Origin of the sequence: Streptomyces sp. NPDC059679 (assembly GCF_042734105.1) — a bacterium.
GTDB lineage: Bacteria > Actinomycetota > Actinomycetes > Streptomycetales > Streptomycetaceae > Streptomyces.
Map to the genome: position 1 here is coordinate 140,741 of NZ_JBHWES010000016.1, position 13,168 is coordinate 153,908.

The following is a 13,168-nucleotide window of genomic DNA, read 5'->3' on the forward strand; positions in this document are numbered from 1 at the left end:
TTGTCAGGGGTCTTGGTGGGGATCGAGAGCGAACAGCTCGTCTACGACTATTTGAGCCGTGTCGGCGATCTGGCACAGCAGCGGGGGTTGTCATCCGGCGACCGGATGCGGCTGGTCTCCGAGTTGCGCGCCGATATCGACCAGCGGCGGGCGTCGTCCGCCGGCTCGGACAGCCCGGCGGGGGTGAAGCGGATCCTCGCGAAGCTGGGCACGCCCTCGGAGGTGGTGACCGCCGCGGGTGGCCGCCCGGGAGCGGGCGCCGCGACGAATGGCGGTGCGGCGGATGCCGGCCCGGCCGGTGGCGGTGCGGCGGGCGGCGGTGCGGCGGGCGGCGGTGCCGCGGGTGCGGGGAGCGCAGGGCGCGCGGGCGGGGCGTACGGGGGTGCGGAGCCGTCGCGCGGAGCGGGCGCGACCGGGATGGCGCGGGCGGCCCGCGACAAGCTGTCCGGGTTCGCCGAGCGCAGCGGGCTGATCGGCAAGGTGCCCTCCCCGCGCGACGGTGACTCCCCGGCCCGGCCCGAGTCCCCGTCCGGCGAAGCTCCGGCAACAGACCCCGGGCCGCCGCCCCGTCGGCGGTCGTCCACCGCCGCGTCGCCGCCTCATCTCGCGGGTGAGGACGAGCTCGGCCCCCGCGAGTCCAACCCCGACTGGTGGCATACCGAGCCGGGTCCGTTCCTTCAGCCCGAGCAGCGTGATTCGCCGTTCGGCCAGGTGGAAGGGTTCGTCGGCGGGGTGGAGATCCCCGAACTGCTCGGCCGGCCGACCGAGTCGGACCAGGAGAACGAGGGTGCCGCCGAAGGAGCCGCGGGCGCGGGTACGGGCACGGAACAGGGCGCCGAGGCGGGCGCGGCGGAGACGGAGGCCGCCACCGGCGGCGGCAAGGCGGCCCGTGAACCCGGGCTGCTGCGCCGGGCGCTGCGGCGGCGCGGCGCGAAGGGCGACGGCGGCGGAGACGGGGCCCAGAAGGCAGGCTCCCTCGGTCTGTTGCCCCTGCTGGCGGTCGTGCTGCTCGTGGCCGGTGCCGCGATGGGCGAACTCCTCGTGATGGCCTTCGGCTGGGTGATCATCTACGGCGCGCGCAAGTTGTCGCGTGCCGAGATGAGGTGGGCCGCGCTGGGCATGCCCGGTCTGGTCGTGGCCGCGACCATGGCCTGGCTGTGGGGCCGGGCCTCCGGCAGATGGGGTGAGCCGATCCCCGAGAACGGCATGGGGGACGCGGTGCGGGCAGCCTGGCCGGTCGTCGTGCGCGCCGCGGCGATCGCGTCGGCGCTCTTCCTCGTCTGGCGCACGAGGCGCCGCCGCTGACCCCGGCACTGACCGGCCCCGTGGTGAGCGCCACGTCGGCGGCACGGAGTCAGCGGTTCCGCGCGGGGGAGAATGTCGGGCATGTCTTCGTCTTCGCCCGCATCCGCCGCTACGCCCGCCGCATCCGCCACATCTGCTGCGCCCGCCGCATCCGCGCGCCCCGTGACCGTCGGTTTCGACCTCGACATGACCCTGATCGACTCCCGCCCCGGTATCAAGGCCGCCTACGAAGAGCTCTCCGCCGTCACCAGCACCTTCATCGACACCGACCTCGTCATCACCCGACTCGGCCCGCCGCTGGAGCAGGAGCTCGCGCACTGGTTCCCGAAGGAGCGGATCGACGAGGTGGGGGACCTGTACCGCGAGCTGTACCCGGAGTACGCGATAGCCCCCACGCCCGCCATGTCCGGCGCCCGCGAGGCAGTCGCCGCGGTGCGGGCGGCGGGTGGGCGCGCGGTCGTGGTGACGGCCAAGCACGAGCCGAACGCCAAGCTGCACCTGAGCCATCTCGGCATCGAGGCGGACGCGGTCGTCGGCTGGCTGTGGGCCGAGGCGAAGGCGGAGGCGCTGCGCGAGTACGGCGCATCGGTGTACGTCGGGGATCACACGGGCGACGTGCGCGGCGCACGCACGGCGGGCGCGCTGTCCGTGGCGGTCGCGACCGGGCCGTGCGATGCGGAGGAGCTGCGTACGGCGGGGGCCGATGTGGTGCTCGACGACCTGACCGCCTTCCCGGCATGGCTGGCCCGCCACCTGGACGGATGACCCGCTCAGGCGTCGTGAGGACCGGCCCTCCCCGGGTCGGCCGCGCGCCGCTGCGCCGCGATCGAGCGCAGCAGGCCCGCAGCGGAGAGCGCGAAGCCGACGCCCATCAGCATGCACACGAAGTACGCGGCCGATGGCAGTGGGTGCAGGCCCAGGAAGAGCGGGGCTACAGTGATCAGAGTGGCCACGGCGCCCACGCCGAAGACGATCACCCCCAAACGCACCATCCGGTCGCCGGGGGCCGTTCCGTCGTGTGGTGTTTCATTGCTCACCGCAACAGGGTAGGTCGGAGCAGAGCGCGCGTAGGAACCACCACCCGGAACCACCCGGGTACGTCTTGTCACCAGGCTCCGGACCATTAGCCTTGGTGGTGGCGGGTCTTACGACCCGCTGTAGTGCTATCCAGACCCGTTTTTACGTGTTTTCCGACGAGTGACGAGGACGAGGACAGACGTGCCTACCGGCAAGGTCAAGTGGTTCAACAGTGAGAAGGGCTTCGGCTTTCTCTCCCGTGACGACGGCGGCGACGTCTTCGTCCACTCGTCAGTGCTCCCGGAAGGCGTTGACTCGCTGAAGCCAGGACAGCGGGTCGAGTTCGGCGTCGTCGCCGGTAACCGCGGTGACCAGGCACTTTCGGTGACGGTACTGGACCCGACCCCCTCTGTCGCGGCAGCCCAGCGGCGCAAGCCCGATGAGCTGGCGTCCATCGTCCAGGACCTGACCACCCTGTTGGAGAACGTGACGCAGCAGTTGGAGCGCGGGCGTTACCCCGACAAGGCACATGGCCACAAGATCGCGGGCATGCTGCGGGCGGTGGCCGACCAGCTCGACGTCTGAAGTCCGGTCGGACTCGGCGTCTGGAGTCCAGCCAGAGAAACCCCGCCGGACCGGGAGCGGTCCGGCTAGACGAACTCCATCGCGTTGTGGCCGAGGGGCGGCACCAGCCCCTCGGCCGCCGCACGTGTGAGCAGCCCGCGCACCGCGGCGTAGCCGTCCTCGCCCAGGTCGGCGGTGAATTCGTTCACGTAGAGCCCGATGTGCTGATCGGCGACCGCCGGGTCCATCTCCTGTGCGTGCTCCAGGACGTATCCGCGCGAAGCCGTCGGGTCGTCCCAGGCCGCCCGTACGGACGTACGCGTGGCCTCGGCGATGGCCCGCAGCCGCTCGGCGCCCAGCGACCGCTTCGCGACGATCGCGCCGAGGGGGATCGGCAGGCCCGTGGTGAGCTCCCAGTGCTCGCCCATGTCGGCCAGGCAGTGCAGACCGTAGTTCTGATAGGTGAATCGGGCTTCGTGGATGACCAGCCCGGCGTCGACCCGGCCGTCCCGTACGGCGGGCATGATCTGGTCGAACGGCAGCACGATGACCCGGCCCACCCCGCCCGGCACCTCACCGGCCGCCCACAGCCGGAAGAGCAGATACGCCGTCGAGCGTTCGCTCGGCACGGCGACCGTCTTGCCCGCCAGGTCCTTGGCCCGCCCCGGCTCCTTGGTGAGCACCAGCGGACCGCAGCCGCGCCCGAGCGCGCCGCCGCAGGGCACCAGCGCGTAGTCGCGCAGGATCCACGGCAGAACGGCGTACGACACCTTCAGCACATCGCGCTCGCCGCGCTCCGCCATGCCGTTGGTGATGTCGATATCGGCGAAGGTGACGTCGATCGCGGGCGCGCCCGGGACGCGGCCGTGTGCCCAGGCGTGGAAGACGAACGTGTCGTTCGGGCAGGGTGAGTACGCGATGCTCAGCGGCTGCGGCGTCGACCGCGGACTCTGCCGCGGGGGCGTGGGGGCGGTCATCTGCTGGGTCCCTTCCAGGTGGCGAGGGCGGGCGGGAGGTGACGGAAGGCGCCCGCCAGGGCGTCGAGCGCTTCGCCGATCCGCCAGCCGGCCCGGTCGCGTGGGCCGACGGCGTTGGAGATCGCCCGTAGCTCCAGAACGGGCACGCCGTGCGCGGCGGCGGCCTCGGCCACCCCGAAGCCCTCCATCGCCTCGGCGGCGGCGCCCGGGTGCCGCCGGCGCAGCTCCGCGGCGCGCTCGGCGCTGCCGGTCGCGGTCGAGACGGTGAGCACCGCGCCGCGCACCGCCCCCGTCGCCTCGGCCACGGCCCGTACGAGCGCGGGCGGCGGAAGGTGTTCGACGGTCCCGAAGCCGAGTTCGGTGACGGCGGCGAAGCCGTCGGGGGTCTCGGCACCCAGGTCAGCGGCCACGATCGGCTCGCCGACGACGACGGAGCCGAGGGGCGCGGGGGCGAAGCCGCCGCCGATGCCGGCCGAGACGACCAGCCCGTACGGCGCGTGTCCGAGCTCGGCGGCGGTGAGGGCCGAGGCGGTCGCCGCCGCCGCGGCGGCGGGGCCGACCCCGGCGTCCAGCGCGTCCACGGTGAGCGGGGGGCGTACGACCCGGCGCAGCGTCCGCCCGCCGGGTACGGACACCCTGGCTTCAGCAGTTTCGGCGGCTTCGGCCTCGGCCCCGGTCGCTGTCTCTGGCGCGCTGACGACGCCACGTACCGCCGCGTCCCGCTCGGCGGGCACGGCGGTGACGACGAGTACGCGCATCAGCGGCTCCCGGAACTCCTGGATCTCGCGGATCTCCCGGTCAGACGTCGGCTGTCAGACCTCGCGCTTGAGCTTGATCGGCCAGGCGCCCTTGATCCCGCTGTTCTTGCCGGTCTCCACCACCACGATCGTCACGCTGTCGAGCGTGGTGGTCTGGCCGGTCTGCGGGTTCGTCTGCTCGAACAGCTTGTCGCTGTCGAGGCTGCGGTAGGTCTTCTTGGACTGGCCGTTGATGACGCCGTGGGCCTCGCTTATCACGAGCCATCCCGACTCGGCGATCTTCGGGTCCACGCCGACCCGCACCTTCTCACCGGGGCTGACCGACAGCGACTGCTCCGGCTTCGCGGTCAGGCACGCCGTGACCTTCTTCTCGGACTTGGCGACGACCTTGTCGTCCTTGTAGCAGCCCTTGGCGGCCTCGGTCGTCACGGTCTTCGAACCGACCGTGACCGTCGCCAGCGGGGTCGGCTTGTCGCAGGCGGAGAGGGCGACGATCCCAAGGGACACGGCACAGGCGGCGGTGGCGGCCCGGCGGCCCTTGCCCCTGGTAAACAGCGCAGCGGTCATGCGGGCAGGCTACCGGGCTGGATTGATCAAGCCACGCGGGGGTGTGTCGCTCCCTGCCGGGCGGCCGCCAGCAGCCCCCGTACGCTCGCCGCCGCGCCCAGCGCGATCATCGCCCCGGCGACCGCCATGCCGAGCGCGCCGCTGAGCGGGAGAACGATGCCCACGGCCCCGCCGATGACCCATGCCAGCTGGAGCGTGGTCTCCGAGCGGGAGAAGGCGGAGGTACGGACCCGCTCGGGCACATCGCGCTGGATCAGCGCGTCCAGCGACTGCTTGGCCAGCGCCAGCGCGAACCCGGCGGTCGCGGCCACGACGGCGACCATGACCGCGCTGTAGAGGGCGGCCGACACGATGAGCACCCCCAGGGCCGAGGTCAGCACCACCGCGATGATCCGCTCCGGCCCGCGCGCCCGCAGCCAGGCGCCGATCGCCGTACCCAGCGCGTTGCCGCCGCCCGCCGCGACCGCGGCCACGCCGAGCGAGATCTCGGGGGACAGCCCGCCCAGTGGGTGCTCGCGGAGCAGGAAGGCGAGGAAGAAGGTGAGAAAGCCGGACAGCGCCTTGAGGGAGGAGCATGCCTCCAGGGCGTGCAGCACGGAGGGGCTGACGTTGCGCAGGCCGACGCGGCGCGGGGCCTTGTCGCCCACCTTGTCTGTCTTGTTGGACCTATCGCCGGAATCGCCTGTACCGCTCGTATCACCTGCCTTGCCGCTTGTGCCGCTCGCCGAGTGTGTCGGCTTCGGCAGATGCAGATGGTGCTCACCGGAGGTGAGCTGCACCTTGCCCTCGCCCTTCGCCGAGTCGACCTTGTGCGGCAGCGTGAAGGAGAGGAAGCCGCCCCCGACGAACACCGCGCACGCCCCGTACAGCGGCCAGCTCGGCCCTATCTGGTGCAGCCCGGCCCCGATGGGCGCCGCCAGGCCGGTCGCGAGCAGCCCGGCGAGCGTGACCCGTGAGTTCGCCTTGACCAGTGAGAAGCGGGGTGGGAGCAGGCGTGGCACGACGGCGGACCGTACGACGCCGTACGACTTGGAGGCCACCAGCACGCCCAGCGCCTCCGGATACAGCTCGAGCCCGCCGCCCGCCACCGCGCCCGCGATCATGAGCGCGAGCACGGCCCGCGTGAGCATGGCGCTGGCCATCGCGGCGCGCCGGCCGTGCGGGAGGCGGTCGAGCAGCGGGCCGACGACGGGGGCGAGCAGGGTGAAGGGGGCCATGGTGATGGCCAGGTAGAGGGCGACGCGCCCGCGCGCCTCGGCGGTCGGTACGGAGAAGAAGACTGTGGAGGCGAGGGCGACGGTGATCAGCATGTCGCCCGCGGAGTTCACGGCGTGCAGCTCGATCAGCTTGCCGAGGCCGGATTCGCCGGCGCCGTGGGCGTGGGTGGCCCGGCGGATGCCTCTGCCGGTCGCGGTGAACGGGAGGTGCAAGGCTCGGCCGATCCGACGGCCATGCCGTCGGATCGGGCCGTCGCCGATGAACCTCGTGACTTCCACCCGACCATGGTGCAGCCAACAGGGCCGGTATGTGAGGCCCCCGACCGCCATCCGGAACTATGCGTTCCCCTTTGGTGGCTCCTGGGCGACTTCTTCCACCGCGTTGGGACGGCTTCCGGACGGCTTCCGGACCGCTTCCGGACGGACGGGGGTGGGGCGGGGAGGGCCGGACAGGGTAGCGTGCGTTACGCGCCACCGACGGTCGTTCTTGGCCACGCGCCGAGTCGTCATCCCGCAGAATGGATGAGACATACAAGGTGCGCCCGAGGCCGGATCGGGTGCGGACGTCGACGCGGTCCCATGGTCCGCTCCGTCCGTGCTCCCGCGTCCCGGCCGTGTGGCTGGCGCACTCGTCAAACGGCTGCGACGGCGTGGAAGAGAGAATCGATCCTGTGAGTGCTGCGATGCGAAGCCGTACCCCCGACCGCCTGTGCGCCGAGGCGGTCGAGCTCGCGCGTGAGGCGGCGGCGGAAGCCGCCCATCCAGGCACGGTCGGCGCGCATGTGCGCGCGGTCGCCGACGCGGACCGCGTCGTCACCCACCTCTTCGAGTGCCAGGAACTGGGCTACCGGGGCTGGCGCTGGGCGGTGACCGTCACCCGTGCCTCCCGCGCGAAGGTCGTCACCGTCGACGAGACGGTGCTGCTGCCAGGACCGGACGCGCTGCTGGCGCCGGAGTGGGTGCCCTGGAGCGAGCGGCTGCGCCCCGGCGACCTGGGCCCGGGCGATCTGCTCCCCAGCGAGGCCGAGGACCTGCGTCTTGAGCCCGGCTACTCGGGCGAGGACATCCCGCCGCCGAACTCCATCGTCTCGGAGGAGATGCAGCAGCTCGCGGCGGTCGAGGACGCCGATGTGACGGCGGGCGCGCCCGCCGCACAGGAGGCGCCGCCCGCGGTCGGGAGCATCGCGGCGGTCGCCGAAGAGCTGGGCATGCGCCGCGCCCGCGTACTGTCCCGTTACGGGCTGTATGACGCCGCGGACCGCTGGGACGACGCGTTCGGCGCCAAGACGCCGATGGCGCAGGCCGCCCCCGCGTCCTGCGCGACCTGCGGCTTCCTGATGCCGCTCGCGGGGTCGCTGCGGCAGGCGTTCGGGGTGTGCGCGAATGAGTTCAGCCCGGCGGACGGGCGCGTGGTGTCCCTGTCGTACGGCTGCGGGGCGCACTCCGAGGCCGCCGTCATGCCGAAGCCGCCGCGTCCGGCGGCGCCCGTGATCGACGAGACGATCGTCGAGCCGCTGGTGCTGCGGGGGCCCGCGGAGCGGACCGGGGGGTCGGTGGAGGCGGATGCGCCGGCGGAAGAGCTCGGCCACTCCTGATCGGTTCCCGGAGGCCGTTCCTGATCAGCCGTTCCCGATCGGCCGTTGTGATCAGCCGTTCCCGATCGGCCGTTCCTGATCGGCCGTTCCTGATCGGCCATTTCCGGACGGCCCCGGGCCTCGCCTCTTGGCGCCCGCTCTCCCGTCTCCTGTGGAAGGAGGGCGCCGCGAGATCGAGGGCGAGGTGGCGGTACGTTCGGCGACAGCAGTGGGGAAGGCGGGCCGCGGGGGAACCCGGTGACGCGGGACGCATCCCCAGGGCTGACCCAGACGGACCCAAACGGTCCCCGACCAGGACCCCGGAGGCGACACGTGAGCAGCACGGCGATGGTGCGAGGCGCGACGGAGGACGCGGATCCGTTCGGGACCGCGCGGCTGCGGCGCGGCGTACTGGACGCCTGGGCCGCTTCGCCCGCGAGGTTCCGTGAGGACGCCAACGCCGAGGAGGACCTGGCGTTGGGCGGCCACCGGGATCGCCTCGTGGTCGAGTTGGCGCAGAACGCCTCGGACGCCGCCGCCCGGGCCGGGGTGCCCGGCCGGCTGCGGCTGACCCTGCACCCGGCGCGGGACGGTGAGCCCGCCGTGCTGGCGGCGGCCAACACCGGGGCGCCGTTGGACGCGGCCGGCGTGGAGTCGCTGTCCACGCTGCGGGCGTCCGCGAAGCGGGACACCGCCGCGTGGGACGAGCCCGGCGCGGCGGTCGGCCGGTTCGGGGTGGGCTTCGCGGCGGTGCTCGCGGTCAGCGACGAGCCCGCGGTCGTGGGCCGCTCGGGCGGTGTGCGCTGGTCGCTGGTGGAGGCGCGCGAGCTGGCGTACGGCGCGGCGGCGGCGAGCCCCGGCCTCGGGGACGAGCTGCGCCGCCGCGACGGGCACGTACCGCTGCTGCGGCTGCCGCTGCCCGCCGAGGGCACCGCGCCCGAGGGGTACGACACGGTGGTCGTGCTGCCGCTGCGCGACGGCGCCGCCCAGGACGTGGTGGAGCGGCTGCTGACCGGCATCGACGACGCGCTGCTGATCACCCTGCCGGGCCTGGCCGAGGTCGTGGTCGAGACGTCCGAGGGCGTACGGACACTGTGTCGCCGCAAGGAGGGCCCGTACACGGTCGTCGAGGACACCGGCGCCACGGGCGGGGCCCGCCGGTGGCGGACCGAGACCGCGGGCGGCCCGCTGGACGCCGCGCTGCTCGCCGACCGCCCGGTGGAGGAGCGGCTGCGGCCGGTGTGGTCGCTGACCTGGGCGGTACCGGTGGACGCGGAGGGCGCCCCGGCGAGGCCGGACACGGCCCCGGTGGTGCACGCCCCGACGCCGACGGACGAGCCGCTGGGCGTGCCCGCGCTGCTCATCGCCTCCTTCCCGCTGGAGCCGACCCGCCGCCACACCGCTCCCGGGCCGCTGACGGACTTCCTGGTGGAGCGGGCGGCCGAGGCGTACGCGGCGCTGCTGCGCGACTGGCACCCGGTGGGGGTCGGCACGATCGGCCTGGTCCCCGGCCCGCTGGGCAAGGGGGAGCTGGACGGCGAGCTGCGGCGGCGGATTCTGGAGCTGCTGCCGCGCGTGCCGTTCCTGCCCAGCGCCGCCGCCCCAGTGGGTGGCGAGACGGATGGTGGGACCGAGACGGGCTGGCTGGGCTCGCCGGACGCGCTGGGCCCGGACGCCGCGCAGGGCGGTCCGGGGAACCCGGGCGGCGGTGCGCCGGCCGAGCGGTGGGACGACGAGATCCTGGGCGACGTCCTCGTCGGCGGCTCGGACAGCGAGCCGTACGCGCTGCGGCCCCGGGACGCCGAGATCCTGGAGGGCGTGGGCGCCGAGACCGTCCAGGTGCTGGCCGAGCTGTTCCCGACGCTGCTGCCCGCCGGTCTCGAACGGCGGCAGGAGCTGCGGGTGCTGGGCGTGGCACGGGTGCCGCTCGGCGAGGTGATCGACCGGCTCGCGGGCGTCGAGCGCGCCCCCGCCTGGTGGCGGCGGCTGTACGACTCGCTGGGCGGCACCGACCCGGACCGGCTCACCGGGCTGCCGGTGCCGCTGGCGGACGGGCGTACGACGATCGGGCCCCGGCAGGTGCTGCTGCCGCTGCCGGGCGAGACGGGCGGCGAGGAGGCCGAGGGCGAGGCGTGGGGCGACGACCGGCACCGCACCCTGGCGCGTCTCGGCCTGAAGGTCGCGCACCCGGACGCGGCCCACCCGCTGCTGGAGAAGCTGGGCGCGACCCCCGCGACCCCGCGGGCCGTGCTGACCACGCCCCAGGTGCGGGCCGCGGTCGCGCACTCGCTCGAGGCGGAGGACGAGTACGACCCGTTCACGGACGACGAGGGCGCGCCCGCCGCCGCGCTCGACCCCGACACGCTGGCCGAGACGGTCCTCGGCCTCGTCCAGCAGGCCCGGCTCGCGCCCGGCGACGAGCCGTGGCTGGGCGCGCTGGCGCTGACCGACGAGGAGGGGGAGCTCGCCCCCGCCGGGGAACTGGTCTTTCCCGGGAGCGCCTTCGAGAAGGTGATGCGGGAGGGCGAGCTGGCCGCCTGCGACGCCGAGCTCGCCGAGCGGTGGGGCGAGGAGACGCTGGCCGCGGCCGGCGTGCTGGCGGGCTTCACACTGGTGCGCGCCACCGATGTGGTCCTGGACCCGGACGAGCTCGAACCGCGCGAAGGGGACTTCGCCGAGCCCGACGACGTGGGGCTGCTGGACGCGGTCGACGTGTGGTGTGAGGACGTCCTGGACCGGCTGCCCGAGACCCCGGTGCCGCCGGTGGCCACCGAGATCGTCGCCGTACGGGACCTGGACCTGGTCGACGACGACGCCTGGCCCAAGGCGCTGGCGATGCTCGCCCAGCCGCCGCTGCGCGATGCGCTCACCGCGCCGGTGCGGGTGCTGCTGCCGGACGGTACGACGGAGGTCGTGCGCTCGTACACCGCCTGGTGGCTGCGCGGCCACCCGGTGCTCGACGGACGCCGGCCGGCCGGGCTGCGCGCGGCCGGGGGCGACCCACTGCTGGCCGGCCTGTACGAGGCGGTGGACGCGGCCGGGTTTGAGGACGAGCAGGTGCTGCGCGCGCTGGGCGTACGCACTTCGGTCGCCGCGCTGCTCGACGAGCCGGGCGGGGCGGCGGAGCTGCTGGCCCGGCTGGCCGACGAGGACCGCCCGGTGACCCCCGCCCAGCTGCACGCCGTCTACGGGCTGCTGGCCGATCTGGACCCCGACCAGGTGACCCTGCCGGACGAGCTGCGTGCCGTGGTGGACGGCGAGCCGCGCGTCGTCGACGCGGGGGACGCGCTGGTCGCGGACGCGCCGGACCTGATGCCGCTGGCCGAGGCGGAGGCCCGGGCGCTGCTGCCGGTGCGGCCGACGCGGGCGGCGGAGGTGGCCGAGCTGTTCCAGGTGCGGCGGCTGAGCGAGGCGTACCCGGCCCCGGTCGTCTCCCAGGGCGAGCCGCACGAGGTCCCGGCGGCGGTGCGCGAACTGCTGCCGGGCGCCCCGCTGTCGTACGTCGAGCACGAGGAGCTGCTGGTCGAGGGCGGCGCCGAGTTGGATTGGCGGTACGTGGACGGCACGCTGCACGCCTCGACGCTGGAGGGCGTGGCGGCGGGCCTGGCCTGGGCGGCGGGCCAGTGGGCGCGCCGCTTCGAGGTGGTGGCCCTCCTGGAAGACCTGACCCGCACCGACGAACTGGCCCGCGCCCGCTGGTTCGACTGACCGGCCCGCGCCTGCTGGTTCGACTGACCGGCCCGCGCCTGCTGGTTCTACTGACCGGCCCGCGCCTGCTGGTTCTACTGACCGGGCCGTGCTCGCCGCTACCCGAAGCCTCGGGTAGCGGCGAGCACGTACGCCGTTACCCCTTGCGTCCCACCCCCGCGTAGATCCACAGATCCCGCGCGTCCGCCTCCGCCCGCTCCCGCTCGGTCCCCGGCTTCCAGCGGTGCGGCATCACCACGCCCGGTTCGACGAGCTCAAGACCGTCGAAGAAGGCCGTGATCTCCTCGTGGGTGCGCCCCTGCACATGGATGCCGCTCGCGCGGTAGAGGTTGGTGACCGCGTCGGAGAGGCCGGGGCGGGGGTCGATCGCGCCGTGGGAGAGGACGAGGTAGCTGCCCGGCGCCAGGGGGGCCAGCAGCCGCTGGACGATGTCGTACGGCTTCCGGTCGTCGCCGATGAAGTGCATCAGCGCGTTGAGGGACAGCGCGACCGGCTCGCTCAGATCCAGCGTGGCGTGCAGCTCATCGGCGGCCAGGATGGCCTCGGGGTCCTCGACGTCGGCGTGGAGGTAGGCGGTGCGCCCCTCGGGGGCGGAGAGCATCAGCGCCTGCGCGTGGGCCAGGACGATGGGGTCGTTGTCGGCGTAGACGACCCGGGAGGACGGGGCCGCCTGCTGGGCCACCTGGTGCAGATTGGGTTCGGTGGGGATGCCGGTGCCGATGTCGAGGAACTGCCGGATGCCCGCCTCGGCGGCCAGCCAGCGGGTGGCGCGGTGCATGAAGGCCCGGTTGGCGCGGGTCCACGGGATGACGTCGGGCCAGACGGCCTCGACCTGTTCCGCGGCCCGGGTATCGACGGAGTAGTGCGTCTTCCCGCCGAGGAAGTAGTCGTACATGCGAGCCGAGTGCGGCTTGCTGGTGTCGATTTGATCCGCGCGAAAACCATGGCCGGTCATGAAGCCCACATTACTGGTCAGTTGGCGTGAGAAGTGAGCAACTTTCTTACCCGGAAAGATTCGTGGGGTCACTGAAGCGCTTGTAAATGATCGGTGAAAATCGTACGGCGCTACGCGGGCCGGCCTTGGGTCGAGGGCGCTCAGGACTGGGCGGAGCGGCGGATGGCCGCCTCGCGGGCGCGGACGTACCAGATGCCGAGCAGCCCCAGGCCGCCGCCGGCCAGGCAGGTCCACAGCCACCACAGATGGCCGTGGTCGTCGTACCAGCCGTAGAAGGGCAGCTGGACCAGGAAGAGGACGAACCACACGATCGTGCCACCGGTGATCGTGGCGACGACATTGCCCTCCAGGGGCGCCGGGGCCTCGTGCTTGGGGGTCCACTTCGTCATGCGCACAGCTTACGGGCCGGGTGTGGGGGGCGGTGCCCCTCCGCCCGGCCCGTCACTTGGCGTCACCGACCGTCATCAAACGTCCGGGATTGGCGTTTTTACACTTCATGTATTCATACTGAATCGGTCCGGGTCTG

At 73.4% G+C, this 13,168-nt stretch carries 12 protein-coding genes; 5 read left to right on the forward strand and 7 right to left on the reverse strand.

Annotated elements, in window-relative coordinates:
• The first annotated feature begins 15 nt into the window (after nucleotides 1-15).
• Both ACFV2X_RS19635 and ACFV2X_RS19640 read left to right on the forward strand, forming a co-directional pair.
• Nucleotides 16-1,305: a hypothetical protein gene (locus ACFV2X_RS19635; protein ID WP_385617844.1), complete on the forward strand. Its 1,290-nt coding sequence runs from the start codon at nucleotides 16-18 to the stop codon at nucleotides 1,303-1,305.
• Between the two features lie 72 nt (nucleotides 1,306-1,377).
• Nucleotides 1,378-2,070: an HAD family hydrolase gene (locus ACFV2X_RS19640; RefSeq protein WP_385617846.1), complete on the forward strand. Its 693-nt coding sequence runs from the start codon at nucleotides 1,378-1,380 to the stop codon at nucleotides 2,068-2,070.
• 5 nt (nucleotides 2,071-2,075) lie between these two features.
• On the opposite strand, the gene ACFV2X_RS19645 is transcribed toward ACFV2X_RS19640, so the two are convergent.
• Entirely contained in the window at nucleotides 2,076-2,342 is a 267-nt protein-coding gene (locus tag ACFV2X_RS19645; protein WP_179285191.1) for a hypothetical protein, read from the reverse strand.
• A 181-nt stretch (nucleotides 2,343-2,523) separates the two neighbouring features.
• On the opposite strand from ACFV2X_RS19645, the gene ACFV2X_RS19650 reads away from it, so the two are divergent.
• The gene (locus tag ACFV2X_RS19650; protein WP_014177506.1) at nucleotides 2,524-2,907 is read left to right on the forward strand and encodes a cold-shock protein; all 384 of its coding nucleotides are present in this window, start codon (nucleotides 2,524-2,526) and stop codon (nucleotides 2,905-2,907) included.
• 65 nt (nucleotides 2,908-2,972) lie between these two features.
• On the opposite strand, the gene ACFV2X_RS19655 is transcribed toward ACFV2X_RS19650, so the two are convergent.
• Genes ACFV2X_RS19655 through ACFV2X_RS19670 form a run of 4 tightly spaced genes read right to left on the reverse strand, consistent with a single transcriptional unit; the run spans nucleotide 2,973 to nucleotide 6,684 of the window.
• The gene (locus ACFV2X_RS19655; protein ID WP_385617850.1) at nucleotides 2,973-3,863 is read right to left on the reverse strand and encodes a 1,4-dihydroxy-6-naphthoate synthase; all 891 of its coding nucleotides are present in this window, start codon (nucleotides 3,861-3,863) and stop codon (nucleotides 2,973-2,975) included.
• Complete coding sequence (locus ACFV2X_RS19660) at nucleotides 3,860-4,621, reverse strand: futalosine hydrolase (protein WP_385617853.1); 762 nt, start codon at nucleotides 4,619-4,621, stop codon at nucleotides 3,860-3,862. Before ACFV2X_RS19660 ends, ACFV2X_RS19655 begins: the two co-directional genes overlap by 4 nt.
• Nucleotides 4,622-4,675: 54 nt before the next feature.
• A complete protein-coding gene (locus tag ACFV2X_RS19665; RefSeq protein WP_385617856.1) occupies nucleotides 4,676-5,188 on the reverse strand; it encodes a hypothetical protein in 513 nt (170 codons plus the stop codon).
• A 26-nt stretch (nucleotides 5,189-5,214) separates the two neighbouring features.
• Nucleotides 5,215-6,684 (reverse strand): MFS transporter, encoded by a 1,470-nt coding sequence (locus ACFV2X_RS19670; RefSeq protein ID WP_385617858.1) that lies wholly within the window; start codon nucleotides 6,682-6,684, stop codon nucleotides 5,215-5,217.
• 404 nt (nucleotides 6,685-7,088) lie between these two features.
• On the opposite strand from ACFV2X_RS19670, the gene ACFV2X_RS19675 reads away from it, so the two are divergent.
• A complete protein-coding gene (locus ACFV2X_RS19675) occupies nucleotides 7,089-8,000 on the forward strand; it encodes a DUF3027 domain-containing protein (RefSeq protein ID WP_385617860.1) in 912 nt (303 codons plus the stop codon).
• A 327-nt stretch (nucleotides 8,001-8,327) separates the two neighbouring features.
• Nucleotides 8,328-11,687, forward strand: coding sequence for a sacsin N-terminal ATP-binding-like domain-containing protein (locus ACFV2X_RS19680; protein ID WP_385617914.1), 3,360 nt, complete (start codon nucleotides 8,328-8,330; stop codon nucleotides 11,685-11,687).
• Nucleotides 11,688-11,823: 136 nt separating this feature from the next.
• Here the strand turns inward: ACFV2X_RS19680 and ACFV2X_RS19685 are convergent, their stop codons facing one another.
• The gene (locus ACFV2X_RS19685; protein WP_385617862.1) at nucleotides 11,824-12,642 is read right to left on the reverse strand and encodes an SAM-dependent methyltransferase; all 819 of its coding nucleotides are present in this window, start codon (nucleotides 12,640-12,642) and stop codon (nucleotides 11,824-11,826) included.
• 140 nt (nucleotides 12,643-12,782) lie between these two features.
• Nucleotides 12,783-13,031: a DUF2530 domain-containing protein gene (locus ACFV2X_RS19690; RefSeq protein ID WP_385617864.1), complete on the reverse strand. Its 249-nt coding sequence runs from the start codon at nucleotides 13,029-13,031 to the stop codon at nucleotides 12,783-12,785.
• Nucleotides 13,032-13,168 lie beyond the last annotated feature (137 nt).